Raw genomic sequence first — 25,204 nt, 5'->3', positions numbered from 1 at the left:
ATGGATCCCGTGGCAAACAACGTCCTCGACCTCTTCTCCCCGGCGACCAGCACCTGGTTCGCCGGAGCCTTCGCCGCCCCGACGGCCGCGCAGGAAGGGGCCTGGCGGGCCGCACACGCCGGGCAGCACGCCCTGGTCGTGGCGCCCACCGGGTCCGGCAAGACGCTGTCCGCGTTCCTGTGGGCACTGGACCGGCTGGCGGCGGAACCGCCGCCGGCGAACCCGCGCGAGCGGTGCCGGATCCTGTACGTCTCGCCGCTGAAGGCGCTGGCGGTCGACGTGCAGCGCAACCTGCGCGCGCCGCTGGCGGGCATCTCCCAGGCCGCGCACCGGCTGGGCCTGCCCGCGCCGGAGATCGAGGTCGGCATGCGCACCGGCGACACCACGGCGGCGGAGCGCCGGTCGTTCGGGAAAACCCCGCCGGACGTGCTGGTCACCACGCCGGAGTCGCTGTTTCTCCTTCTCACGTCCTCGGCGCGGGAATCGTTGAAGGGCGTGGAGACGGTGATCGTCGACGAGGTGCACGCCGTCGCGGGCGGCAAACGCGGCGCGCACCTGGCGTTGTCGCTGGAACGGCTCGACGCGCTGTTGCCCAAACCGGCCCAGCGCATCGGATTGTCGGCCACCGTGCGCCCGATCGACGAGGTGAGCGCGTTCCTCGCCGGCGGGCGTCCGGTCACCGTCGTGCAGCCGAAGCTGGCGAAGACGATCCAGGTGCGGGTGGAGGTGCCCGTCGAGGACATGGCGAACCTCGACGGTCCGGCGCCGTCGCCGATGGAGCGGCTCGACGACCTCACGTCGCTGTCGCAATTGCCGTCGGAGGGCGGGATCGGCACCCAGGAAGAAGTGGCCGGGGCGGCGGTGCAGCGGCCGTCGATCTGGCCGGCGGTCGAGGAACGGGTGCTGGAGCTGATCCGCGCGCACCGCTCCACCATCGTGTTCGGCAACTCGCGGCGGCTCACCGAACGGCTCACCGCGCGGCTGAACGAACTCGCGTCCGAGCAGACCGGTCTGTCCGGGAGCGACACGTTCCCGGCCGAGGCGGTCGGGCAGTCCGGCGTCACGACGGGTGCGGAGCCGGTCATCGCCCGGGCGCACCACGGGTCGATGTCCCGCGAGCAGCGCACCCATGTCGAGGAGGAACTGAAGTCCGGGCGGCTGCCGTGCGTGGTGGCCACGTCGTCGCTCGAACTCGGCATCGACATGGGCGCGGTGGACCTGGTCGTGCAGATCGAGGCTCCGCCCACGGTGGCGTCCGGGCTGCAGCGCGTCGGCCGGGCCGGGCACCAGGTCGGTGCGGTCTCCTCCGGCGTGATGTTCCCGAAGTTCCGCGGCGACCTGGTGTCGTGCGCGGTCGTCGCGGAACGGATGGCGAGCGGGGCGATCGAGGCGGTGCGGTACCCGCGCAACCCGCTCGACGTGCTGGCCCAGCACATCGTGGCGATGGTGGCGCTCGAGCCGTGGACGGTGCCGGAGGTGGCGGCGCTCGTGCGGCGGGCGGCTCCGTTCAGCTCGCTGCCGGACGACGCGCTGCACGCGGTGCTCGACATGCTCGCCGGCCGCTACCCGAGCGAGGAGTTCGGCGAGCTGCGGGCGCGCATCACGTGGGACCGGGTGGGCGGCGAACTGCGCGGACGGCCCGGTTCGCAGCGGCTGGCGGTCACGTCCGGCGGCACCATCCCCGACCGCGGGCTGTTCACCGTGATGACGCCCGGCGACGAGGGCAAACCCGGCTCGCGCGTGGGCGAGTTCGACGAGGAGATGGTGTACGAATCGCGGGTCGGCGACACGATCCTGCTCGGCACCTCGTCGTGGCGGATCACCGACATCACCCATGACCGGGTGATCGTCGTGCCCGCTCCCGGCCAGCCCGCCCGGATGCCGTTCTGGAAGGGCGACGCGGCGGGACGTCCGCTGGAACTGGGGCGGGCGCTCGGCGCGTTCGTCCGCGAACTGTCCACTTCGGACACCGCGGCGGCACGGGACCGGGCCGCCGCGGCCGGCCTCGACCAGCGTGCCTGCGACAACCTGCTGGCCTATCTGGAAGAGCAGAAGTCGGCGACCCGGCACGTGCCCAACGACCGCGTCATCCTGCTCGAGCGCTACCGCGACGAACTGGGCGACTGGCGGATCGTGCTGCACTCGCCGTTCGGCGCGCAGGTGAACGCGCCGTGGGCGCTCGCGATCGCCGCGCGGCTGCGGGAAAACCGCGGCGTCGACGCCCAGGTGGCGCACTCCGACGACGGCATCGTGCTGCGGCTGCCCGACGCGCTCGATGCCGACGGCGGCGAGGTCACCATCACCGCCGACGACGTCCTGCTGGATCCGGAGGAGGTCGAGCAGCTGATCGTGGCGGAGGTCGGCGGCTCGGCGGTCTTCGCGGCGCGGTTCCGCGAGTGTGCGGCACGCTCGCTGCTGCTGCCGCGCCGGGATCCACGGCGGCGCACACCGTTGTGGCAGCAACGGCAACGGGCGTCGCAACTGTTGTCGGTCGCGGCGAAGTACGAGCGATTCCCGGTCGTGCTGGAGGCGATGCGCGAGGTGCTGCAGGACGTCTACGACGTCGGCGGTCTGCGGGAGTTGATGTCCGACGTCCGGGCGCGCAAGGTGCGGTTGGTCGAGGTGGAGACGCCGGCTGCGTCGCCGTTCGCACGCAGCCTGTTGTTCGGTTACGTCGGGATGTTCCTGTACGAGACGGACGCTCCGCTGGCCGAGCGGCGGGCGGCGGCTCTGTCACTGGATTCCGCGCTGCTGGCCGAATTGCTGGGCACCGAGGCGATTCGCGAGCTGCTCGATCCCGAGGCGGTCGCCGAGGTCGAACGGTCGCTCCAACGGCTCGATCCGGACCGGCACGCCCGGTCGGCGGAGGACGCGGCCGACCTGCTGCGGTTCCTCGGCGATCTGTCCGTCGCGGAAGCCGCGGAACGAGGGATTCAGCCGGAATGGCTGGAAGAACTCGCCTCGGCGCGGCGGGCGATCCAGGTGCGGATCGGCGGCGAGGAGCGCTACCTGGCCATCGAGGACGCCGGACGGGTGCGGGACGCGCTGGGCGTCGCGCTTCCGGTCGGCGTGCCCGAGGCGTTCACCGAGCCGGTGGCGGATCCGCTGGGCGACCTGCTCGGCCGCTACGCGCGGACCCGCGGTCCGTTCTCCGCGACGGCTGCGGCAGACCGGTTCGGACTGGGGTCGGCCGTCGTCACCGGCATGCTCGACCGGCTTACTGGCGAAGGCAGGCTGGTCCGCGGCGAGCTGAGTCCGGTCGGACATCCGGAAACTCATGGCGTCGGCGTCGAATACTGCGACGCGGCCGTACTGCGGCGGTTGCGGCGGGCGTCGCTCGCTCGGCTGCGGGCAGAGGTCGAGCCCGTGGAACCGGCGGCGCTGGGCCGGTTCTTGCCCGCGTGGCACGGAATCGGTGCGCGACTGCGGTCCGCACCGACGGCCGACGACGTGCTGTCGGTCGTCGAACAGCTTGCGGGTGCGCCATTGCCGGCGAGCGCGGTCGAGTCGCTGATCCTGCCGAGCCGGTTGCCGGGCTACTCCCCCGCGCTGCTCGACGAACTCACCACCGCGGGCGAGGTCACCTGGGCGGGCTGCGGTTCGCTCTCCGGCGGCGACGGATGGGTGGCGCTCGCTCCGTCCGACGTCGCGGATCTGCTGCTGCCCGAGGTCGAGGAGAATCCGCCGTCCAGTCCGCTGCACGACGCGATCGTGACGGCGCTGGAAGGCGGGGCGTTGTTCTTCCGGCAGCTCGTCGACCGGGTCACGCCCGGTCTGGAGCAGCCGCCAGACGACGGCGCTGTCGTGGCCGCGCTGTGGGATCTGGTGTGGGCCGGGCTGGTCACCGGCGACACGCTCGCTCCATTGCGCGCACAGGTCGCTGGCCACGGCGCGCACAAACCGCGACGGCAAGCGCCACGCGGCCGATATGCCCGCATGCGCGCCGGGCGTCCGGCAATGCCGTCGCGTACCGGGCCGCCGACCATAGCTGGCCGGTGGGCGCTGACGCCGCCGCGGGAGGCCGACCCGACGCGGCGTGCGCATGCCCGCACCGAGGCGTTCCTGGAACGGCACGGTGTCCTCACCCGGGGCGCGCTCGACACCGAGCGGGTCACCGGCGGGTTTTCCGGGATCTACAAGGTGTTGCGCGGCATGGAAGACACCGGACAGGTCATCCGCGGCTATGTCGTCGAAGGTCTCGGTGCCGCACAGTTCGCGGCGAAAGGCGCGGTCGACCGGCTGCGTGCCCTCTCCAGCACCGCACCCGCCTCAGCGGCCCGAAACGACAACGCTCGTGCTGTAGTGCTCGCCGCCGCGGACCCAGCACAGCCGTACGGTGCGGCGCTGTCTTGGCCCGCCGCGACCGGCGACACGAAACACCGTCCGGCGCGCAAAGCCGGGGCGCTGGCGGTGCTGGTCGACGGAGTACCGGCCCTGTACGTGGAACGCGGCGGCCGCTCGTTGCTGAGCTTCACCGAGGAACGCGGCTCGCTGCAAGCCGCCGCGGCTGCGTTGTCGACCGCGGTCCGAGAAGGCTGGCTGGGGCAGTTGGCCGTCCAGCGCGCGGACGGCGAGCACGCGCTGACCTCGGAGCTGGCCGAGATCCTGCAAGAAGCCGGTTTCCGCGCGACTCCGAAGGGACTCCGTTTGAGAGCTTGACGTTTCCGGGGCGGCGGCTGGCCAGGTCGCGGACGCGGGCAGGTCCGGCAGGCTCTGCCGGGGTGGCGAGCACGCGGGCAATGCCAGGCGGCGGGCGAGCGGGCACTGCCAAGCGGCGGGCGAGCGGGCACTGCCAAGCGGCGCGAACGGGCTCGATCGGGCGGCGAACGAGCGGGCACTGCCAAGCGGCGTGGGCGGACTCGGTCGGGCGGCGAACGGCCGGGCTCTGCCAGGCGGCGTGAACGGGCTCGGTCGGGCGGCACGTGGGCGTGCTCGGTGGACCCGCGTCAGGGAAGCAGGTGGCGTCACTAGACTTCTCCCGGCCCCTCGGTGGACAAAAGGACGTTCGATCATGGCGATGCGCGAGCTGCGCTACTTCGGTGACCCGGTGCTCAAGTCCGTGTGCGACCCGGTGACCACGTTCGACAGCAAGATCGAGGCGCTGGTGAAGGACCTCCTCGACAGCGTGCAGCCGGAGGGCCGGGCCGGGCTCGCCGCGCCGCAGATCGGGGTCGGGCTGCGGGTGTTCAGCTACGACGTCGGCGGCCTGACCGGGTACGTGATCAACCCGGAGATCGTCCACCTGTCCGAGGAAACGCACGAAATCGGCGAGGGCTGCCTGTCCGTGCCGGAACTGTGGTTCCCGACCGTTCGCGCGAAGCACGCCGTCGTGCGGGGCGTCGACCTGCGGAACGAGCCGATCGAGGTCGAGGGCGTCGACGTGCTGGCGCAGTGTCTCCAGCACGAAACCGACCACCTCGACGGAAAGCTCTACCTCGACCGGCTCACTCCCGACCGGAAGAAGCAGGCGCTGCGCGAGGCGCGGGGCAAAGACTGGTTCTGGAACCGCTGACCGTCCGCGACGTCCCGGGGACGACGAGCCGAAGCACCGTGCTGTCGTCCGGGCTGGTTTCGACCTGCAGTCCGGCGCGGACTGCGGTCCGGACCATGGCGTCGTTGCTCGGAAGCCGGACCGCGGTCAGTTCCGTGGTCCCGCCGGCTTCGGCGAGGGCGACCAGCCGGGCGAGCAATGCCGTGCCGATTCCCTGGCCCTGCCAAGCATCCTCGACGAGAAGCGACACCTCGGCGGTGCCGTCGAGCTGAGAAATCAGCTGTCCGAACCCGATCACGTCGTGGCCGCACACCGCGAGCAAGCTGGTTCCGCGCGGCGGCATGAGCAAGCGGTGCAGCCATTTGCGCGGAACCGAGCGCAGGCCAGTGTGGTAGCGGTTGAACAACGTCTTAGCCGAACAGCGAAGATGCACCGCGCCGATCGCGTCGGTGTCCCGTGGAGTGCCGACGCGCAGAACGACCGCCGCTCCGTCTGGGCGGTCGAGCAGTACCGGACCGGCCAGGTTCTGCTCCGCTGCGGCGAGCAGTTCCAGGAATGCCGAGGCCTGGGCCAGCTCGGGTTCCGCGAACGCCACCCACCGCCGCCGGGCGACGAACGCCTGCCCGTCTCCGAAGGGGAAAACCGCGCGGTGCCCGCCCTCTGTGCGCCCCGGGTTGGCCTCGCAGATCGGGACGAGCGTCACGAGGTCTGCGGACAGGACCGTCCGCAGCATCGGAGCACGGCAACCCGGATCGGCGATCGCCCGCCGAGCGGCGACGAGCGCTGTCGCGGCAGGATCGCGAAGCCCGCGAACGGTGGCTTCAGCGACCGTCTCGCGCGTCGAGGCGCTGACAGTTGCTGCGGGTGCGCGAAGCCCGCGAACCGTGGCTTCAGCGACCGTCTCGCACGCCGAGGCACTGACAGTTGCTGCGGGGGCGCGAAGCCCGCGAACCGTGGCTTCAGCGACCGTCTCGCGCGCCGAGGCGCTGACAGTTGCTGCGGGGGCGCGTAATTCCTGAGGATCGGCCGCTCCGTGCGACGTCCCTGGCGCGGGGAGCGCGGTGGTGCCCAGAACATTGCGTTCCTCGGTGCCAGAAGCGACGCTGTGGTCAGCAGTGAGCAGGTACTCCGTAGCGGCAGGCGACTTCCGAAGGTCGGCGCCGACGCACAATTCCCCCGTGACAGGGGGCGCGGGGGCACGGTGTTGCCCGGCATCGGCTCCAGACGCAGCCTCCAGGCCAATGGCTGCCGAATGCAGTTCGCGCGCGGGAGACTCGGGGCACGTCTCGTCCTTGTCGAGGAACGCAAGGCCGCGTTGCTCAGCAGCAGGTTCAGCGGTTGTTTCTTCGCCAGCGGCGGACGGGGCGTCGAGTGGCTGTGAAGAGGGGCCTGCGGTCGCTGCCGGGGCAGGGAGTCTTCGGGGATCGGTGGCGGTGGGGTCTGGTGGGGCCGTGATCGGGGCGAGGAGTTCTCGTGCGACGGCTTCGGCGATGGGCTCCTCGGCGGTGAGTGCGGGGACGGCCGGGGCGAGGAGGTCGGGGATGGTGGTTTCGGTCATCCCCAGGCAATCGCCGCCTTCGTCGCGGAGGGCGTCTATCAGGAGGTGCGGGGGCAAACCAGCGGCTGGGCGCAGCACGAATTCGTCCAGGACGCCGCCGGGGGCTGGGTGCCTGGTCAGGCCGAGGATGCTGCATTCAAGGTCGGCGAGGCGGATGGCGAAGCGGGCCAGGGTGCCGGGGTGGTCGTCGGAACGTACGCGTACTCGCCAGGCGTGGACTTGGGGGCGGCTTTCGTTGGGGTGCTGGGGGTTTTGCGCGGGGCGAGCGTGCGGGAGGTGCGCTGGCTCATCGGCGCGGGCGTTGGCGAAGGGGCTGCGGGGCGTCGAGGTCATGTCCATGGGACTTACCGTTCCCGACGCACGTAACCGCAGGTGTCTTGTGATGTTTCGGGTGTGTCAGAGTGCGGTCGGAAATGTGTGATCTGCGGGAAACAGTCGCGAGGGTCATCCTGGGCTGAGGAGACGGAATTCGTTGTCTTCCGGGTCGGTGAATTCGAGTTGAAGGGCGTGGGGCCGAGCGGGACCGGTCAAGCGGGCGCCGGCGGCTTGGAAGCGGCCGGTTTCGTCCGGGTGGTCGCCGCGGAGGTCCAGGGGGAGACGGTTTTTGCCGTGTTTTGGGGTGTGCCCGCGCAGGAATTCGAGGGTGGGGCCGCGGCCGGCGGGGTTGCGCAGGGTGGTGATGGCGGGTTCGTCGGCGGTGATCGGCCACGCGGCGAGCGGGGACCAGAAGCGGGCCAGGCGCGCGGGGTCCTGTGCGTCGACGACGATTGCCGCGATGGCACCGGAATCGGCGTATTCCTCGCGGGGTTCAAGTACGCAGAACTCGTTGTCTTCGGGGTCGGCCAGAACGATCCACGGGACGTTTCGCTGGCCGATGTCGATGGGGCGCGCGCCTAAGGAAACGGCTCGGGAGACCGTTTCGCGCTGGTTTTCGCCGGAAGTGCTGGAGAGGTCCAGGTGGAGACGGTTTTTGCCGGTCTTCGGGCGGGAGGTCGCGGTGAAGACCAGGGTGAGGTCGCAGCCGTCGTCGGGGGACGGTTGGACGGTGGCTTCGGCTGGGGATTCCGCGGTGAGGCGCCAGCCTAGGAGGTCGGACCAGAAGCGGGCCAGGCGTGCTGGTTCTTCGGCGGCGGCGACCAGATTGGCCAGACGTGTTGCCATGTCGCCACGGTAGCGGGCAGGGCCGACAAAAACGGCGGACGGCGGCGCAGCGGGACGGGGAAAGAACCGTGCCGGCAAGCGCGGGGGTATCGCGCTTGCCGGCACAGCCGGATCGCCACGGTGGTCGGTGGACAGCGTCGAACCGGGAAGCTTCCCCGCTTTCGGTTCTCGGACGCTATCGGGTGGCCAGTCGCAGCAAGGCCCAGGCTTGGGCGGACAGCTCGTGGTCTCCGTCGGTGTGGACCATGGTCACCGGGACTCTTCCCCACAGCCAGAGGTAGACGTTCGCGGGCGGGCCGGAGACGATCGCGTCCGCGGCGTCGGCTTCCCGGGGAGAGCAGCGCCAGGCCTCTGTCTCGCCGGGGCCCGCTCGCGCGATCCAGCTGTGGCCGCCGGTGTGGAAACCGACTGTGCCGTTTCGGGTTCCCGAGATGCCCATCGTGGTGAGCTTGTGTCCGAAGTAGAGGGTGAGGGCCTCGTCGACGCCGTCGGCGGCCAGGTCGTCGGGCACGGTCGAATCGCCGATTCCGGCCGCGTTTTCGGCGTCCACCCGGTGCACGAGGGTTTCGTGGAGCATGCGCCGGCGCCAGAAACCGTGCGTCGGATCGGCTGCCCACCAGGTGGCGGCGCGGGTGGCCGGGTCGTGGGCGGCGAGTTCGGCTTCGAGTTCGAGGCGGGCGGCCGAGCAGAAATCGGCCACCGGCTGGCCGGGCAGCGGTTCGCGCCACAGCTCGGGGCGGTGGCCTTCGCGGATCCAGCCCAGCGCCTGCCAGTACACGGAACCGACGTGTTTGAGCAGCTCGTTCAGCGTCCAGCCGGGGGCGGTGGGCACCGGCGAATCGGGCGACGCCGAGTGCGCCACCTCCCCCAGCAGCCGCGCCTCCACGGAGAATGCCTCGAGCAGCCGGACGTGGTCGACCGTGCCGAGTTCACGCGACATGGGCTTCCCCGGACATCGGCAGGCCGTGCACGACCCGGCGGACGAGTTCGAGGAACTGGGCGGTGGCCTGCAGCAGGCCCGCGGCCAGTTCGGCGGTGACGCGGCCGCTGATGCCGGCCTCGGCGGCGGCCCGGGTTTCCGAGTGGTCGGCGAAGAACGCCGACCACTCGCGCAATTCGGGGGCGACGGCGTCGAGCAGCACCCAGCCGCTGGCCGGACGGCCCCGCCCCCGGCGCGGACGGCCCCGGACGGCGAGCACCGCGCCCGCCCCGCGCAGGGCGGCGAGGTAGGCGCCGATGAAGCGTTCGGCTGGGTCTCGTTCGTTCTCCGCGTGGTCGAGTCCGCGGTTGGCCTGGGCGAGGAGGGTGACCGCCTCGGGAGGGGCCGGCGGACGCAGGGACAGCGGGAGTTGCGGCTGGCCTTGGACGCCGGAGCGGCGGGCGGACGGTTCGGCGGAGGGCCGGACCGCCGCTCGGGTGCGGTGGACGACCTGCCTCGGGGGTTGGGCGCTGGGCAGGGTGTTTTCGGGGACGTGGTGCACGGTCGGCCGGGGGGCCGGGGTGCGTTCGGGCTCGGGCGTGGGGCGGGGCGCTGCGGCGGGGGTGTTCTGTGAGGCGAAGGGCAGCGCGGGGTTGGTTGCCGGAGCGGCGGATCGGGCGGAGTTGGCTGCCGAAGCCGACCCGCCTTCTGGCTCGGACGGCGAACCGAGGCCAGACTCGGCAGCAGCAGACTGAGCAGAGCCAGCCGCCGAAGTGGCGGACGCTGCAGAGTTGCTGCCCTGTTCGGGTGACGAGGCAGGACCGGTTTTGGCAGCAGCGGGCCGGGCTGCCGAAACGGCGGACGCTGAGCTGTCCACCGAGACGGGCCACAGATCCAAGCCGGGCTGAGCAGAACCAGTCGGAACAGACGACCGAACCGAAGCAGCGGAGCCAGCCCCCGGAGCCGACGGTTGCGCAGTCCTCTCCTGAGGAGCGAGCCCAGACACGGCCGGAGCACCGGCCGACCGCTGGATCGGCGCGCCGAACGTCAGCTGTTCGCCCGCCGTGCCTGGACGGGCTGGGCGTGCCTCGGCGGCACGGTCCGCGGGGGACCCGACCGAGACCGACATGGCGACCCTCCTCCTGCTCGGGTGGGCCCGGCCGGGGGCCCGAGGTGCTTCCCCCACCCCGGGACCGGCCGGTGCGCTCCCACCGGTATCGAACGTCTGTTCGATCTGTTTCCAGAGTAGCCGCGCCGGCGGGTCCGCTCAACCCCGCCGGTGGAATCCGGGCACGTGGTGCGGGACACGGCAGCACCGGCGTGGTCTCATAACCGGGTGAGCACCCACGACCATCCCGCTGTCGCCAAGGTCACCGCCGCGCTGGGCGAGGCCGGGCAGCACGCCGCCGCTGCCGGAGTGCGGGTGCTGCCCGCCGAAGTGCGCACTGCCGCGCAGGCCGCGGAGGCGCTCGGCGTACCGGTCGGCGCTATCGCGAACAGTCTCGTTTTCCGGGCCCGCACGACGGACGGGACGGAGGTCGCGCTGCTCGCCCTCACCTCGGGGGCGCATCGGGCGAAGGAGTCCCGGCTGGCGGAACTCGCGGGAGTCGCGGAGGTCGGCAAAGCGGACGCGGCGTTCGTCCGGGAGCACACCGGGCAGCCGATCGGGGGCGTCGCTCCGGTCGGGCATCCGGAGAAACTCGTGACGCTCGTGGACACGGCGTTGCGCGAATATCCCGAGGTGTGGGCCGCGGCGGGGCATCCGAAATCGGTATTCCCGACGACCTTTGACGCGCTCGTCACGCTCACCGGGGGCACCCCGGGCGATCTCGCGGGCGAAGGGGAGGATGGTCGACTGTGACCGCCATGTCCTCCTCCGGGTGCTCCCGCTACGTGCAGCTCTCCGCCGACGAGTTCCGGGCCCGGCTGCCGGAAGCGCTGGCGATCTACGTGAACGCGATGCGCTACCCCGAGGGCACGGCCGAGCAGCGCGCGCCGATGTGGCTGACCCACGCGTTGCGCGAGGGCTGGCGCTGCATGGCCGCCCTCGACGACAACGGCGTCCTGCTCGGCATCGCGTACGGCTACAAGGGCCGCGCCGGGCAGTGGTGGCACGAGCAGGTCCGGCACGGTCTCACCCGCCGCTCCGGGACCGAGGAAGCCGAGCGCTGGCTGGCGGACTACTTCGAGCTCACCGAGATCCACGTGCGCCCGGAGAACCAGGGCAAGCAGATCGGCGAGGACCTGCTGCGCCGGCTGCTCGACGGCGTTCCCAGCGCGAACGTCCTGCTCTCCACGCCGGAGGGGACGAGCCGGGCGTGGAAGCTGTACCGGCGCATGGGGTTCGTCGACGTCCTGCGCGACTACCAGTTCACCGGCGATCCGCGGCCGTTCGCGATTCTGGGGCGGTCGTTGCCGCTCGAAGCGCAGCCAGGTCAGGATTAGGACCCCGCGACGGGGAGCCGCCTCCGCGAACACGGCCCGCCCGTCGCAGCTGCTGTCCTCGTCATCTCGGCTCGGGCCGCCAGTAACCGACCGCGAGCGCCGCGACCAGCAGCACCGCGCCTGCCCACCCGAACGCGCTCAGCCGTTCATGCAGGAAAACCACCGAAAGCGCCGTTCCGGTAAGCGGTTCCAGCAGCGCGGACAACGCGCCCAGCACCGGGTGGGCGCCGCCGAGACCGCGGAAGTACGCGGCGTATGCGACGGCTGTCGGGACGACGCCGAAGTACACCGCCAGCAGCAGCACATCGGCGCGAGCGGGCAGGCCCATGCCTAGCCACAGCGCGGCGGGTGTCAGGAGCAAACCGCCGGTCAGGCAGCCGAAGGCGGTGGTAGCCAAGGGTTCCAAGCCCATGACGGGCTCCGCCGTGACGAGCGTGAGCACGGCGAATCCGGTCGCCGCGAGCAGGGCGAAGCCGAGGCCGCCAGCCAGTCGGGCGGGTGACGTCGCGGTCTCCGGTGACCAGCGCAACAGCACCAGCCCCGCGACGGCGCCACCGACGGAAACCAGGGTCCACAGCTGGGGTGCGCGTCGCTGCCGCACTGCGGAAAACACCGTGAGCACAACGGGTGCCGCACCGATCGTGGTCATAGTCGCGACGCTGACCGAACTGAGCGCGACGGCGGCGAAGTAGCTCGCTTGGAAGAGGGCGAAGAGGGAGCCGATCAGGAGGAGACGGCGCCAGGTTTGCTTGGCGGGGAGGCTGAATCCGCCGGTGAGAGCGACGTAGGCCGCGCTCGCGGCGCCGCCGATGAGCAGGCGGTAGGTGGCGACGGCCAGCGGGTGCAGGCCGGCTTGCTGGGCGAGAAGCGAGCCGGACAGGCCGCCGGTTCCCCAGAGCACGCCGGCGATGACCAGGGCGGCCGTCGAGCGGGCGCGCGAAGGTGCGAGGACAGACATCGAGAAGTGGGCTCCTGCGTCGAAGGAATCGGAGATCGACGACGCGGGGCAGCGTGCGTTGGCCGGTTCACGGCAGCACCCGATAGCCGCGGGCCCGGTTCCGGGCGCACGCGGCGAAAACTACCCCGCTCAGGCGCGCGGGGGTGGGGTGACGAGGAAGATCCGGTGCACGGGCGGGAGCTTAACCAGAGGACGCGGAGACGATCAACGGGTTTGTCGCGTGCGGCACCAGCGGATCTCGCCGTCCTGCTGCTCGTCGGTGGCGACCAGCCCGACGGCGGCGGCCACCCCGGCGGAAGCCCGGTGCTCCGGATGGATGTGGGCGATGATCGCGTCGACCGGTTGCTGGTCGAGCCAGTCGACCAGTCCGCGGGCGGCTTCGGTGGCGATGCCGCGGCCTTGCCACGGAGTCCCCACCACCCAGGCGATTTCGGCGACCGCGTCGCGCACCGTCGCCTGAACTGTGCCGACCAGACCGGAATCGCGCAGCCGGATCACCCAGTTCAGCCAGGAGACTGCCGGATCGGGCGAGCCCGCGGTCATCCGCTGGTACCGCGAACGAAGAGACGCCAACGAGTCCGGAGCGCCGCCGATGTACGTGTGCAGGGCCGGATCCGCGAGGACGACGGCCATCTCCTCGGCATGCGAGACGGACAGCGGCAGCAGGTCGAGCCGGGCCGTCGCGATGGGCTGAGCGATCACCATAAGGGGCAAGACTGCCGGGCCGGTGCGCGCAGAGAAACACCGGCCCGGGAAAGCAGTCTCAGTCCAGTTGCGCCAGCTGCTCGCGCAGGGTGTCCAGTCCCATGCCGCCCATCTGCAGGGCCTTCGTGTGGAACTGCTTGATGTCGAACGCCGAACCCTGCCGCGCGCGGGCCTCGTCGCGGGCCGCCAGCCAGAGGCGTTCGCCCAGCTTGTACGCGGGGGCCTGGCCGGGCCAGCCGAGGTAGCGGTCGATCTCGTCGCGGATGTGCGCCTGGTCGGTGATCGTGCGGGTCAGCATGAACTCCAGGCCGAGGTCCGGCGTCCAGCGCTCCCCCTCGTGGAATCCGGTGCCCGCCGGGATTTCCAGTTCCAGGTGCATGCCGAGGTCGACCACGACGCGGGCGGCGCGGAACAGCTGCTCGGACAGCATGCCGAGCAGGTTGCCGTCGTCGGAGAGGTAGCCCAGTTCCTCCATGAGGCGTTCCGCGTACAGCGCCCAGCCTTCGCCGTGCGCCGAGATGAACGTCATCAGCCGCTGGTACTTCGTGAGGGTCTCGGCCTGGTTGACCGCCGTCGCGATCTGCAGGTGGTGGCCAGGGACGCCCTCGTGGTAGACCGTCGAAACCTCGCGCCAGGTCGTGAATTCGTTGCGGTCGGCGGGAAGCGACCACCACATCCGGCCGGGACGGCTGAAGTCCTCGCTCGGTCCGGTGTAGTACGCGCCGACTCCGCCGCCCGGCGGGGCGATCTTGCACTCCAGCGCCATCAGCCGGTCCGGGATGTCGAAGTGCTTGCCGCGCAACGACTTCAGCGCGTCGTCGGACAGCTGCTGCATCCACGCCTCGAACTGCGGGCGGCCCTGGACGCGGTAACGCGGGTCGGCGTCGAGCACCGCGGCGGCCTCCGCGGGCGTCGAGCCGGGCTTGATCCGGTTCGCGACCGCGCGCATTTCCGTTTCGAGGCGCGAGAATTCGTGCCAGCCCCACTCGTACGCCTCGCGCAGGTCCAGCTCCGCGCCGATGAAGTAGCGCGACCACAGCCGGTACACCTCCTCGCCGACGGCGTCCTTCACCGGGGCCTTCGGGGCGAGTTCGGCGCGCAGGAATCCGGCGAATTCCGCGAACGCCTCGTCCGCGGCCCGCGCACCGGCGGCCAGGTCGGACTTCAGCGAGTCGACGCCCGCGTCGGCGACCAGGCTGGCGAAGAAACCGGGGCCGTCCTTGAGCCCGGCCCACGTCTCGCACTGCTCGGCGACCTTCGAGACCTGCCGCAGCGCGGAAACCTGCCCCTTGTCGGCCGCGGCCAGCAGCGACGCGCGGACGCCGGCGAGCGCCTCGGGCACCTTCGGCAGCCGGGCCGCGACGTTCGCCCAGTCGTCCGGGGTGTCGGTCGGCATCAGGTCGAAAACCATGCGCAGGCCCTGCACCGGGCTCTCGATCACGTTGAGCGAAGCCGCGTCGAGACCCGCGTCGTGGATCTCCAGTTCGAGGCCGATCCGCTCGGTGAACACGGCCTTCGCGACCCGCTCCCCCGCGTTCGCCGGTTCCGCGGCGGTCACCGCGGCCAGCGCGCGCCGCGCCAGGTCCGCGCGGGCGTCGTGGCCCGCGGGCGAATAGTCGGTCAGCTGGTCGTCGTAGCCCGCGACGCCGAGCATGGTGGCCGCGACCGGGTCCACGGCCACGTAATCGTCGACGTACCGGTCGCAGATCTCCGGAACGCTCTGTTCGGTGGAAGCCATGTCCGGCACGCTACCGGCCGCAGTGCCCCCGAGCCCACGGAGTATTGTGCCGATCGTTGCTAATCCGACCACAGTCACGGCCTAATGGCCTCGCAGCAACGGTTACTTGCCGAGTGGGGGTCGGCCTGCTTTTGGTCGGATCAGTAAGTGCGGGCGGGCACCAGTCCGAGCCGGGTGACCACCTCGCGCGTCGCCTTGGACCGGTTGAAGGTGTAGAAGTGCAGGTCGGGCACGCCTTCGGCGATCAGTTTCTCGCACAGTTCGGTGACCCAGTCGAGACCGGCCGCGCGGAACGCCTTGGGGTCGTCGGAGAACGGTTCGAGCCGGTCGAGCAGCCGCTGCGACGCCGGGGCCCCGGACAGCTTGATCGTGGTGTGCAGCGTGCGCAGGGTGGTCAGCGGCATGATGCCGGGCAGCACGAGCGCGTCGCAGCCCGCGGCGGCGACCCGGTCGCGCAGCCGCAGGAAGTCCTCGGCCTCGAAAAACAGCTGCGCGATCGCGAAATCGGCTCCCGCGCGGAACTTGCGGACCAGGTGTTTCGTGTCCGATTCCAGGTCCGCCGAACGCGGGTGGCCGTACGGGAACGCCGAGACGCCGACGCAGAAGTCGCCGAGCGAGCGGACCAGCGCGACCAGTTCCGCGGCGTAGGTGAGGCCCTCGGGGTGCGGCACCCAGTCGCCGTAGACGTCGCCGGGCGGGTCGCCGCGCAGCGCGAGGATGTTGCGGACGCCGACCGCCGCGTACCAGCCGATCACGTTCCGCAGTTCGGACACCGAATGGTCGACCGCCGTCAGGTGGGCCATCGGGCAGAGCGTGGTTTCGGTGGCGACGCGGGCAATGCTGCGGATCGTGCCGTCGCGGCTCGAACCGCCCGCGCCGTAGGTGATCGACATGTAGGCCGGGTCCAGCGGTTCCAGCTCGCGGATCGCCTTCCACAGGACGGCCTCGTCGGCCTCGTCGCGGGGAGGGAAGAACTCGACGGAGAACGCGGGCCCGTCCCCTCGCAGCCTTTCGATCACCGACGTCATGGAGGGAAATGGTAGTGGCTCGCCTCGAGGCGCGGCAGAGTTGCCGGGTGGGCTTGGCCACGCGCGTACCGTCAGTGGCGAACCCTCCCGGGGAGGCGAGCCCATGAGCAGTGCAGACGATCTGGCCTGGGACGAAGACGTGCGCGTGGCCGTCTACCGCGCGTTCGCCGCCCGCGGCCGTCCGCCCACCGCGCCCGAGCTGGCCGACGCCGCGCACGGGTCGCTCGCGGTGGCGAAACAGGCGCTGCACCGGATGGCCGACCCGAGATGGCTGTGGCTCGACGAATGCGAGCACGTCGCCTTGGCCGCGCCGTTCGCGGCGGTCCCGCTCGGGTTCGCGGTGATGGGCGAGCACACCATGTGGTGGGGCGGATGCGCCTGGGATTCGTTCGCCATCCCGCACCTCGTCTCCGGCGAGCCCGAGGTGCTGGTGGCGACGCGCTGTCCCGGCTGCGGCGAGCCGTCCGCGCTGGTCGTGCGACGGGACCGGCCGCCCGCCGGCGCGCAGGTCGCGTACTTCCCGGCCCCGCCCGACCAGCTGGCGCGCGACCGCGGGAAGCAGCGGCTGTACTGCTCCGAGTCCTGTGTGGACAGTCCGGGCGAACTGCTCGGCCTCGACGCGTTGTGGCACCTCGCGAAGGACTGGTACGAGGGCTGTCTCGAACCCGGCTACCGCCCGCGCGGACCGGCCGAAGCGGCGGCGTACTTCGCGGCGAGCACGAGCCCTGACGCGTTCCGGAGCGGCTGAACGCGTCTGGTGCGCCACATCCGGGGGCGCCCGGCGTGACCCGCGCCGCCCGCGTCCCGGAGGATGAAGGCATGGACGCGCCCGGATTCGACGCCGACCTGCCCGCGCACGTGGAGCGTGCGCTGGCCGATTTCCTCGGCCGGGCGGGGAGCGAGATCCTGCGCACCGAGCCGAGCGTCGCGGCCGGGATCGAGGCGCTGTCCGGGTTCGTGCTGGGCGGCGGCAAGCGGATCCGGCCGACGTTCGCCTGGTGGGGCTGGCGCGGCGCGGGCGGCGCGGCTTCCGGTCCGCTCGCCGAGGGCGCGCTGCAGGCGGTCGCGAGCCTGGAGCTGATCCAGGCGTGCGCGCTGATCCACGACGACCTCATCGACTCCTCCGATTCGCGCCGCGGCAGGCCGACCGTGCACGTGGCCGCCGAGAAACTGCACGCCGGACGCGGCTGGCTCGGTTCGCCGTCGGTGTTCGGGCTGGCCAGCGCGGTGCTGGTGGGCGACCTGGCGCTGGCCTGGGCCGACGACATGTTCGCCGAGGCCCCGCTGCCCGCGGAGACGATCGCGGCGGCCCGGCCGGCCTGGCGCGCGATGCGCACCGAGGTGCTCGCCGGGCAGTACCTCGACGTCCGCACGCAGGCCGTCGGCGACGCTTCGCCCGAGGCCGCGCTGCGGATCGACCGGCTCAAGACCGCCGCGTACACCGTCCAGCGGCCGCTGCACCTCGGCGCCTCGCTCGCCGGGGCGGACGAGCAGCTGATCGCCACCCTGCTGGAGTTCGGCGGCGACGTCGGCGTGGCGTTCCAGCTGCGCGACGACCTGCTCGGCGTGTTCGGCGACCCGTCGGTGACCGGCAAGCCCGCCGGCGACGACCTGCGCGAGGGCAAGCGCACCCTGCTCGTGGCGCTCGGCCTGCAGCTGGCCGCCGAGCGGGGCGACCACGCCGCGGCGAAGGTGATCGCCGACGCGATCGGGGCCGCCGACCTGGCCGGCGCCACGGTGGACCGGGTGCGGGAGGCGCTGACCTCAGTCGGCGCGGTCGCCGCGGTGGAACGCCAGATCGACGAGCTGACTGCCTCCGCGAACGCCGCGCTCGACCGCGCGCACCTGGCCGAGCCCGCCCCGTCGGCGCTCGCCGGGCTGATCCGGCTGGCTACCCAGCGGAAGTTCTGATGCGGACGGTGCACGGGCCCGCCGACCACGTGGTGGTCGTCGGCGCGGGGCTGGCCGGGCTGTCGGCGACGCTGCACCTGCTCGGCGCGGGACGCCGGGTGACACTGCTGGAACAGCAGAAGATGCCCGGCGGACGAGCCGGGCAGCAGGATTTCGGCGCGAACGCGGTCGACACCGGGGCCAGCGTGCTGACCATGCCGGAACTGGTCGACGAAGCCCTGCACGCGGTCGGCGCCTCGCTGGCCGACACGGTGCCGCTGACCAGGCTCGATCCGGCGTACCGGGCTCGGTTCGCCGACGGCAGCACGCTCGCCGTGCACACCGACGGCGAGGCGATGGAGGCCGAGATCCGGTCGTTCGCCGGTCCGGCCGAGGCGGACGGTTACCGGCGGCTGCGCCGGTGGCTCACCGACCTGTACGCGGCGCAGAAGGACCACTTCATCGGCGCGAACTTCGATTCGCCGCTGGATCTGGTCCGGCCGGAACTGGTGAAGCTCGCCGCGTTGGGCGGCTTCGGCCGGTTAGGGCCGCGCGTCGCCAGCTTCTTGCGCGACGAGCGCGTACGGCGGCTCTTCTCCTTTCAAGCGCTGTACGCAGGTCTCGACCCCATGCGTGCGCTCGGTGCGTACGGCGTCATCGCGTACATGGACACCGTCGGCGGCGTGTACTACCCGCGCGGCGGCATGGGCGCGATCGCCCGCGCGATGTCCGACGCTGCGACGCGCGCTGGTGCCGAACTGCGGTTCGGCACGGAAGCTGCGTGGCTTGAGCGAGTGTCTTCCCGCGTACGCGCTGTACGCACGCGCTCGGGCGAGCGTATTGAGTGTGACGCCGTGGTGCTCGCGACAGAGCTTTCGGCGGCTTACCGGCTGATCGGTGCGCGTCCGCGGCGGGTGCTGCCGTTGAAGTACTCGCCGTCGGCCTTCGTGCTGCACGGGCACGCGGACCGGTCGTGGCCGGAACTGGACCACCACACGATCTTCTTCGGCCAGGCGTGGGAACGCACCTTCGCCGAGATCGTCCGCGAGGGCAAGCTGATGAGCGATCCTTCGCTGCTGGTCACGCGCCCGACCGCGACAGAGCCGACGCTCGCCGGTGACGGCGGCGAGATCGTCTCCGTGCTCGCTCCCGCCCCGAACCTGAACACCGGCCCGATCGACTGGGCGCGCGTCGGACCGGCTTATCGCGAAGAACTGTTGCGCACGCTGGAAGCGCGCGGTCTCACCGGGTTCCGCGAAGAGTACATTGTGGACGAACAGCTGACTCCGGCGGACTGGGCGGCCCGCGGGTTGGCCGCCGGGACGCCGTTCTCGCTCGCGCACACCTTCCCGCAGACCGGCCCGTTCCGGCCCGCGAACCTGGTGCGGGCAGCGGAAAACGTGGTGCTCGCCGGATGCGGGACGACGCCGGGCGTCGGCATCCCGCCGGTGCTGATCTCCGGGCGGCTCGCCGCGGAAAGGATCACCGGACGGTGAGCGAGCTGGACGCGGCCGGCATCGCCGAGCCCGCGCTGCGCGCCGCCTACACGCGGTGCCGGCGCATCAACGCCCACCACGGCCGCACGTTTTTCCTGGCCACCCGGCTGCTTCCGGCGCGGGCCCGGCCGGCCGCGCACGCGCTGTACGGCTTCGCGCGGATGGCCGACGAGCTGGTCGACAACCCGGAGCCCGGCACCGATCCGGCGGTCGCGCTGGACAAGGTCGCCGGGCTCGTCGACGAGGTCTACGACGGCCGGGCGCCGGTCGATCCGGTGCTGGCGGCCCTCGCGGACACCGTGCGCCGCTACGACATCCGCCGGGATCTGGTGGACGCGTTCCTGCATTCCATGCGGATGGATCTGACGGTCGCGGAGTACGCGACTTACGCCGATCTCGCCGAGTACATCTACGGTTCGGCTTGCGTGATCGGGCTGCAGATGTTGCCGGTGTTCGGGACCGTCGTGCCGCGGGAGGAAGCCGCGCCGAGTGCGGCCGCGTTGGGGGAAGCGTTTCAGCTGACCAATTTCCTGCGGGACGTCGGCGAGGATCTGGATCGCGGGCGGTTGTATTTGCCGACCGAGGAGTTGGCGGCGTTCGGGGTCGACCGGGCGGTGTTGCTGGAGGCGCGACGGAGCAACCGGCCGGATCCCCGGGTGCGGGCGGCGCTGGCGGTGGCGGTTTCGCGGACGCGGGCGGTGTATCGACGGGCGGAGGCAGGAATTTCCTTGCTGCGCCCGGAGTCTCGGCCGTGCGTCCGGACGGCGATCACGTTGTACGAGGGGATCCTGGACGAGATCGAGGCGATGGATTACGCCGTGCTGAACCGGCGCGCGGTCGTCGGCAAGGGGCGGCGGGTCGCGGTCGCGTTGCCTGCGCTGGTGCGACGGCTCACTGCCAGGCCGGGACGCCTTCGCTGACCCGCGCCGGTTCGACGCTGGCGTCGTAGGAGCGCAGCCAATCCGGGGTCAGGCGGAGGAGGGCGAAAGCCTCGTCGAGAGCGCGGGAACCGGGGAACTGCTCCAGGTAAATCTGCGCGGCATCGGTGCTGGATTCGAGGACTGCCTCGCCTTCCACCTGGACTGAAATCGTGCCAGTGCAACCGATTACCGCCGCGGCGCGGGGATTGGCGCGGAGGTTGGCGACCTTGCGGGTGGTGTGGTGGGCGTTGAACAGCAGCGATCCGTCCGGGGTGACCGCGAAGCTGACCAGAGCCGCTTCGGGGTGGCCGTTCGGAGCAGTGGTGGCGACGACGCCCAGCGGGTTGGCTCGGACGAAGCTGGTGAAGTCCGCCAGGGAAAGAGTCTCCATGCCGGTCAGGTTAGCCGGGCGCGATGGGCGGCGACGCGTTCCCTTGTGGCGCAACGGGTAGAGCAGTACCGGCGCGGGCTGCCGCCGCCTAGGTGTGCGAAGGGCTTACCGCACGAGGGCGACGCGCACAGGCCGCCGGGGACGCTCTGGCGGTCGGCCAGCAACGTGGCCAGGGCCAGCGCGGACGACGTGATCAGCCAGGTACCCCACGGCCCGTCGTCGGCTGAGTCGATGTGCAGGTGCCAGCCGAAGTTCTCGTCGTGCGCGGTCAGGCGCGGGGGTCCGGCGTGGGCGGCAAACAGCGCATTCAACACCTCAGCGGCCCTAGCAGCGTCTGGGGCGGCGAAGACCTCCCGCAGTTCCAGCGCGGCGGCGCGCAGCTCAGCCACGTCGCGCGCGGAGAGCTGAGGCTGCGGTTCTCCGTACTCGACTAGCACCGCGGCTACCGATTTCGGCGCCGGGTCCTCCCGCAGCAGCACATCGAGCAGCGCTACGGCACGGCGCACGGCGTCTCGGGCGGAGCGGCCCGCGAAATCCGGCTGCGTTCCAGGCATGAGCCACTGTAACATCTTGTCAGTGCCAAGCCGTTACAGATTCGCGGCGTATCTGACCGGGGCGACCGCCGCGCGCACTGGCGACGAGTTGTCCAGTCCGGCGGTGTTGCTGCTGGGCGTGGGTGCTTCGGGAGCGGTCGCGGGGTCGACATTGCTGGCCGGGCTCACGGTCGCGGCGGCGGTCGGCGGGCCGTTGCTGGGCGCGGTTCTGGACCGGTCTCGTACCCCCGGCCGGATCCTCGCGATGGGACTGGTCGGCTATGCGGTAGGGCTTGCGGCGATTACCGCGCTCTTCGGAGCGGTGCCGTTTGCGCTGGTCGTGACGATCGCGGTGGGGACTGGGCTGCTGGCACCGGCGATCGGCGGCGGGTGGACGGCACAGGTGCCCGCACTCGTCCCGGCGGAGAAGCTCGGCAAGGCGAGCACGCTCGACGCGATGACGTTCACCGCGGCAGCGCTCGTCGGACCGGGGCTTGCCGGGGTGCTCGCCACGGCAGCGGGGGCACCAGCCGCAGTGGTCGTCGCCGGCGTGTTGGTGCTGATCGCGGTGCCGTTCGCGTGGCGACTTCCCCGGAGCGCCGAAAAGCAGCGGCCGCGCTTCTTTGAAGCGGCAGTGGTTCTCGTGCGCAACCCCGCGTTGCGACAGTCCACCGCGACCTCGACCTTGTCGTGCGTCGGATCGGGATGGCGTTCGTCTGCTATCCGCTGATCGGCGCGCAGCGGCTCGGCAGCGCGGGATACGGGACGCTGTTGCTCGTCGGATTGTCCGTCGCGTCGTTGCTGGCGAACGCGGTCCTTTCGCGACGGTCGTATTCGCCGAACCGCGCGGTGCGATTGAGCACTGTCGCCATCGGCCTCGGGCTCGCCGGGGCGGCGGTGGCACCGGATGCGGCGTTGCTCGTGGCCGCGGTGGCGCTCACCGGGGTCGGCGAAGGACCGCAGCTGGCGGCGTTGTTCGCGGTGCGGCATCGGGAAGCGCCGCCGGAAATGCGGGCGCAGGTCTTCACCACGGCGGCGAGCATCAAGATCGCCGGGATCGCGCTGGGGAACGCCGTGGCCGGACCGTTGGCCGCCTGTTCCCCCGCCGCCGGATTGGCCGCGGCGGCGGGGATGCAGGCGGTCGCGGCGGTCGCGCATCCGTTGTGGACGGTCGGCACGCGGCTAGTCCGTTAGGGGCGCCGGAGGCCGATTGACCGCGTCGATCAGCCCGTCCGGAGCACTGCGGGAACGGCTAGAAAGCCATCGCCTGCGCGCGCCGCTTCACCTCGGTGCCGTGGCTGGTGCGCAGCGCGTTGATCGGCGTGCTGCCCGGGAGCGTGTCGTCGGCGGTGAAGAGCCAGCGCAGCATCTCGGTGCGGCTGAATCCGGAGTCGGCGAGCACGGTGATGGTGCCGGCCAGCCCCTTGACGATGCCGTCCTTCACGAAGAAATCGCCGGGCACGCAGAGTTCGCCGTCGCGCCGGACGGCGATCAGCTCGCCGTCCCTCAGCATCTGGCGCACCTTGTTGGCCGAGACGCCCAATGCGGCCGCCACCTCCGGCAACGGCTTGACCGCGACCGCGGCGTCGAGGATGTCGTCGGCGACAGGAATCCCACTCACACGTGACACTGTGCCACATTCCCCCGTCCGGCCCACTGGTACGCACGGGTGACCCGCCCCGGCACGCGCGGCCTTCCGTACGATTGCCCACCGTGACGCGCACCCAGCCCAGCCTCGTCGGCACCCTGCTCGAACGCCGCTACCGCGTTGACCAGCTGCTGGCCAGGGGCGGGATGTCGGCCGTCTACCGGGGCCTCGACACCCGTCTCGACCGGGCGGTGGCGATCAAGATCATGGATCCGCGGTTCGCCGACGACCGGTCGTTCGTCGACCGGTTCGTGCGCGAAGCGCGTTCGGCCGCCCAGCTGCATCACCCGAACGTGGTCGCCGTGCACGACCAGGGCTTCGACACCCCGGCCGGCCAGGACACCGGCCTCGCCTTCCTGGTGATGGAACTGGTCGACGGCGGCACCTTGCGCGACCTGCTGGACGAGCAGGGCCAGCTGGACGTCTCGCTCGCGCTGAGCGTCGCCGAGCCGGTGCTGGCCGCGCTGGCCGCCGCGCACGCCGCCGGGCTGGTGCACCGCGACGTCAAACCCGAGAACGTGCTCATCGGCCGCAGCGGGCAGCTCGCGGGCGGCGTGGTCAAGGTCGGCGACTTCGGCCTGGTCCGCGCGGTCGCCAGCGCGGGCACCACGAGCTCGAGCGTCATCCTGGGCACCGTGGGCTACCTGGCCCCCGAACAGGTCGCCACCGGCGACACCACGGCCCGCAGCGACGTGTACTCGGCGGGCATCCTGCTGTACGAGATGCTCACCGGCCGGCTGCCCTACACCGGCGACACCGCGATCTCGGTCGCCTACCGGCACGTGAACGACGACGTCCCCCGGCCGAGCGAGCTGCGGCCGGACCTGCCGCCGGTGCTCGACGACCTGATTCTGCGCGCCACCCGCCGCGACCCGCAGCAGCGCCCGGCCGACGCCACCGAGTTCCTGACGCAGCTGCACGCCGCGCGCGCCGAACTGGGGCTGCCGCCGGTCGCGGTGCCGGTGCCCCCGCCGCCGGACGGCGACCGCGTGTCGGACGTCGAACGGACGCTCCCGAACATCCCGGCGGTCCAGCAGAACGTTCCGCTGGACCAGCAGACCATGCCGGTCTCCGGCCCGCGCGGCACGCGCGCCATGACCCGCGCCGTGCCCGTCGCCCCTCCCCCGGCCGCACCGCCGCCCGCCGGCCCCCCGGCAGCGGGCGAACCGGCGAAACCGCGCGGCAAGCGCAAGATGATCGCGCTGGCGATCGCCGGGGTGCTGGTGCTCGGCGGACTGATCGGCGCGTTCGCGTTCATCCTCAGCGATGCCAAGGTCACGACCACGACGGTGCCGAAGCTCGCCGGGCTGACCCAGGCCGAGGCGGGCGACCAGCTGCGCGCGGCGAAGCTGAACCCGCGCTACAGCCAGGAGTTCGACAACACCGTCGAAGCCAACAAGGTGATCAAGGTGGATCCGGCCCCGGGCACCAAGCTCGACCAGGAGGCCACCGTGTCCGTGGTGGTGTCGAAGGGCAAGCCGAAGGTGCCGGACATCCGCGTCGGCTCCTCGCTCGACGCGGCCACGAAGGCGATCCAGGCGCAGAAGCTCACCGTCGTCCAGGGCACGCCGGAGTACAGCGACACCGCGCCGCAGGGCACCGTCCTGAGCGTGAGCCCGGCGGCGGGCACTCCGGTGGACATCGGCGGCCAGGTCACGCTGGTGCTGTCCAAGGGCCAGGAACCGCTCCCGCCGGTCCCGGACGTCACCGGGCGGTCCAAGGACGAGGCGTTCCAGATCCTCAAGCAGGCCGGGTTCCAGCCGCAGGACGGCGGCGAGGAGTTCTCGCAGAACGTCCCCGCGGGCGCGGTCACCCGCACCGACCCCGGCCCGGGCCAGCCGGGGACCAAGAAGGTCAAGGTCTGGGTCTCGAACGCGGTCCAGGTGCCGGACGTCCGGTACCGCCCGTTCGACCAGGCCGCGGACCTGCTCAAACAGGCCGGGCTCGACGTCGACCGCAAGGGCGGCGACGGCAACGGCCACGGGCACGGCGGCTTCAGCTTCGTGCTGGAGCAGGACCCGGCCCCCGGCTCGTTCGTGCCCAAGGGCACCAAGGTCAAGATCCGGGGGTTCGGCGGATGATCGGCAGCCGCGGCCGGGTGACCGGCACCGTCGGGCCCGGGCTGATCGGCGAGGTGCTGCTGAGCGTCCGCGGCGGCACCGAGGCCTTCTACGCCTATCCGGCCGAACCGGAGACGACTTTCGCCGTGGGAACCCCCGTCCTGGTGGTCGATTTCGAACCCCCGCGCACGGTCTACGTGGAAAGGTGGCAACCGTTGCGCTCTTGACCGCGTCGCAGTGCTGACGGCGCCTGAGCGCCGTGC

The 25,204-nt window shown here is 71.6% G+C and carries 23 protein-coding genes; 12 read left to right on the top strand and 11 right to left on the bottom strand.

Translation table 11 applies throughout. The annotated features are described in order from the left end of the window. Together CU254_RS09530 and def are read left to right on the top strand one after the other, a co-directional pair. A complete protein-coding gene (locus CU254_RS09530) occupies window positions 1-4,659 on the top strand; it encodes an ATP-dependent helicase (RefSeq protein WP_369871138.1) in 4,659 nt (1,552 codons plus the stop codon). A 352-nt stretch (window positions 4,660-5,011) separates the two neighbouring features. Then, a complete protein-coding gene (gene def, locus CU254_RS09525) occupies window positions 5,012-5,512 on the top strand; it encodes a peptide deformylase (protein ID WP_009075052.1) in 501 nt (166 codons plus the stop codon). On the opposite strand, the gene CU254_RS44020 is transcribed toward def, so the two are convergent. From CU254_RS44020 to CU254_RS44010, 4 genes are all read right to left on the bottom strand, one after another. Continuing rightward, the gene (locus tag CU254_RS44020; protein ID WP_234392863.1) at window positions 5,445-6,224 is read right to left on the bottom strand and encodes a GNAT family N-acetyltransferase; all 780 of its coding nucleotides are present in this window, start codon (window positions 6,222-6,224) and stop codon (window positions 5,445-5,447) included. The genes def and CU254_RS44020 overlap by 68 nt on opposite strands. 1,269 nt (window positions 6,225-7,493) lie before the next feature. Next, the gene (locus CU254_RS42935; protein ID WP_159396475.1) at window positions 7,494-8,288 is read right to left on the bottom strand and encodes a VOC family protein; all 795 of its coding nucleotides are present in this window, start codon (window positions 8,286-8,288) and stop codon (window positions 7,494-7,496) included. A gap of 97 nt (window positions 8,289-8,385) precedes the next feature. After that, window positions 8,386-9,150, bottom strand: coding sequence for a maleylpyruvate isomerase N-terminal domain-containing protein (locus CU254_RS09505; protein WP_100266742.1), 765 nt, complete (start codon window positions 9,148-9,150; stop codon window positions 8,386-8,388). Then, window positions 9,140-9,691, bottom strand: coding sequence for an SAV_6107 family HEPN domain-containing protein (locus tag CU254_RS44010; RefSeq protein ID WP_009075042.1), 552 nt, complete (start codon window positions 9,689-9,691; stop codon window positions 9,140-9,142). The genes CU254_RS09505 and CU254_RS44010 overlap by 11 nt, the downstream gene beginning before the upstream one ends. Window positions 9,692-10,465: 774 nt before the next feature. On the opposite strand from CU254_RS44010, the gene CU254_RS09495 reads away from it, so the two are divergent. Both CU254_RS09495 and CU254_RS09490 read left to right on the top strand, forming a co-directional pair. After that, window positions 10,466-10,990: a YbaK/EbsC family protein gene (locus CU254_RS09495; RefSeq protein ID WP_037713081.1), complete on the top strand. Its 525-nt coding sequence runs from the start codon at window positions 10,466-10,468 to the stop codon at window positions 10,988-10,990. Then, window positions 10,987-11,574, top strand: coding sequence for a GNAT family N-acetyltransferase (locus CU254_RS09490; RefSeq protein ID WP_009075039.1), 588 nt, complete (start codon window positions 10,987-10,989; stop codon window positions 11,572-11,574). Before CU254_RS09495 ends, CU254_RS09490 begins: the two co-directional genes overlap by 4 nt. A 61-nt stretch (window positions 11,575-11,635) precedes the next feature. Here CU254_RS09490 and CU254_RS09485 read toward each other — a convergent pair whose 3' ends face one another. The 4 genes from CU254_RS09485 to CU254_RS09470 all read right to left on the bottom strand — a co-directional run bounded on the left by CU254_RS09485 (window position 11,636) and on the right by CU254_RS09470 (window position 16,003). Next, window positions 11,636-12,532 carry a DMT family transporter gene (locus CU254_RS09485; protein ID WP_009075037.1) on the bottom strand — a complete coding sequence of 299 codons (897 nt, stop codon included), beginning with the start codon at window positions 12,530-12,532 and terminating at the stop codon, window positions 11,636-11,638. Between the two features lie 204 nt (window positions 12,533-12,736). Beyond that, window positions 12,737-13,237 carry a GNAT family N-acetyltransferase gene (locus CU254_RS09480; RefSeq protein WP_037713079.1) on the bottom strand — a complete coding sequence of 167 codons (501 nt, stop codon included), beginning with the start codon at window positions 13,235-13,237 and terminating at the stop codon, window positions 12,737-12,739. A 58-nt stretch (window positions 13,238-13,295) separates the two neighbouring features. After that, window positions 13,296-14,975, bottom strand: coding sequence for a DUF885 domain-containing protein (locus CU254_RS09475; protein WP_009075033.1), 1,680 nt, complete (start codon window positions 14,973-14,975; stop codon window positions 13,296-13,298). 140 nt (window positions 14,976-15,115) lie between these two features. Beyond that, window positions 15,116-16,003, bottom strand: coding sequence for a methylenetetrahydrofolate reductase (locus CU254_RS09470; protein ID WP_009075028.1), 888 nt, complete (start codon window positions 16,001-16,003; stop codon window positions 15,116-15,118). A gap of 103 nt (window positions 16,004-16,106) precedes the next feature. Here CU254_RS09470 and merB point away from each other — a divergent pair, with 103 nt between their 5' ends. From merB to CU254_RS09450, 4 genes are all read left to right on the top strand, one after another. Further along, complete coding sequence (merB, locus tag CU254_RS09465; RefSeq protein ID WP_037713076.1) at window positions 16,107-16,751, top strand: organomercurial lyase; 645 nt, start codon at window positions 16,107-16,109, stop codon at window positions 16,749-16,751. A 71-nt stretch (window positions 16,752-16,822) separates the two neighbouring features. After that, window positions 16,823-17,914, top strand: coding sequence for a polyprenyl synthetase family protein (locus tag CU254_RS09460; protein WP_037713075.1), 1,092 nt, complete (start codon window positions 16,823-16,825; stop codon window positions 17,912-17,914). Next, window positions 17,914-19,389 carry a phytoene desaturase family protein gene (gene crtI, locus CU254_RS09455; protein WP_009075024.1) on the top strand — a complete coding sequence of 492 codons (1,476 nt, stop codon included), beginning with the start codon at window positions 17,914-17,916 and terminating at the stop codon, window positions 19,387-19,389. The genes CU254_RS09460 and crtI overlap by 1 nt, the downstream gene beginning before the upstream one ends. After that, the gene (locus CU254_RS09450) at window positions 19,386-20,309 is read left to right on the top strand and encodes a phytoene/squalene synthase family protein (protein WP_037713072.1); all 924 of its coding nucleotides are present in this window, start codon (window positions 19,386-19,388) and stop codon (window positions 20,307-20,309) included. The genes crtI and CU254_RS09450 overlap by 4 nt, the downstream gene beginning before the upstream one ends. Here CU254_RS09450 and CU254_RS09445 read toward each other — a convergent pair. Together CU254_RS09445 and CU254_RS09440 are read right to left on the bottom strand one after the other, a co-directional pair. Then, a complete protein-coding gene (locus tag CU254_RS09445; RefSeq protein WP_009075019.1) occupies window positions 20,281-20,700 on the bottom strand; it encodes a pyridoxamine 5'-phosphate oxidase family protein in 420 nt (139 codons plus the stop codon). The two genes, CU254_RS09450 and CU254_RS09445, sit on opposite strands and share 29 nt — an antisense overlap. Before the next feature lie 5 nt (window positions 20,701-20,705). Next, complete coding sequence (locus tag CU254_RS09440; protein WP_050788136.1) at window positions 20,706-21,254, bottom strand: CGNR zinc finger domain-containing protein; 549 nt, start codon at window positions 21,252-21,254, stop codon at window positions 20,706-20,708. A gap of 22 nt (window positions 21,255-21,276) precedes the next feature. On the opposite strand from CU254_RS09440, the gene CU254_RS44005 reads away from it, so the two are divergent. Together CU254_RS44005 and CU254_RS44000 are read left to right on the top strand one after the other, a co-directional pair. Further along, a complete protein-coding gene (locus CU254_RS44005) occupies window positions 21,277-21,963 on the top strand; it encodes an MFS transporter (RefSeq protein ID WP_234392811.1) in 687 nt (228 codons plus the stop codon). Further along, window positions 21,939-22,427 (top strand): hypothetical protein, encoded by a 489-nt coding sequence (locus tag CU254_RS44000; RefSeq protein WP_234392810.1) that lies wholly within the window; start codon window positions 21,939-21,941, stop codon window positions 22,425-22,427. The genes CU254_RS44005 and CU254_RS44000 overlap by 25 nt, the downstream gene beginning before the upstream one ends. 58 nt (window positions 22,428-22,485) lie before the next feature. Here CU254_RS44000 and CU254_RS43995 read toward each other — a convergent pair whose 3' ends face one another. Beyond that, window positions 22,486-22,854 carry an Rv2175c family DNA-binding protein gene (locus CU254_RS43995; RefSeq protein WP_009075013.1) on the bottom strand — a complete coding sequence of 123 codons (369 nt, stop codon included), beginning with the start codon at window positions 22,852-22,854 and terminating at the stop codon, window positions 22,486-22,488. A 92-nt stretch (window positions 22,855-22,946) separates the two neighbouring features. Between CU254_RS43995 and pknB the strand changes: the two genes are divergently transcribed. Then, complete coding sequence (gene pknB, locus CU254_RS09430; protein ID WP_009075012.1) at window positions 22,947-24,962, top strand: Stk1 family PASTA domain-containing Ser/Thr kinase; 2,016 nt, start codon at window positions 22,947-22,949, stop codon at window positions 24,960-24,962. Continuing rightward, complete coding sequence (locus tag CU254_RS09425) at window positions 24,959-25,168, top strand: hypothetical protein (protein ID WP_009075010.1); 210 nt, start codon at window positions 24,959-24,961, stop codon at window positions 25,166-25,168. The genes pknB and CU254_RS09425 overlap by 4 nt, the downstream gene beginning before the upstream one ends. Window positions 25,169-25,204 lie beyond the last annotated feature (36 nt).

This window comes from Amycolatopsis sp. AA4 (assembly GCF_002796545.1).
In the GTDB taxonomy this organism is placed as follows: domain Bacteria; phylum Actinomycetota; class Actinomycetes; order Mycobacteriales; family Pseudonocardiaceae; genus Amycolatopsis.
This window is presented reverse-complemented; position numbering and strand designations above follow the sequence as displayed.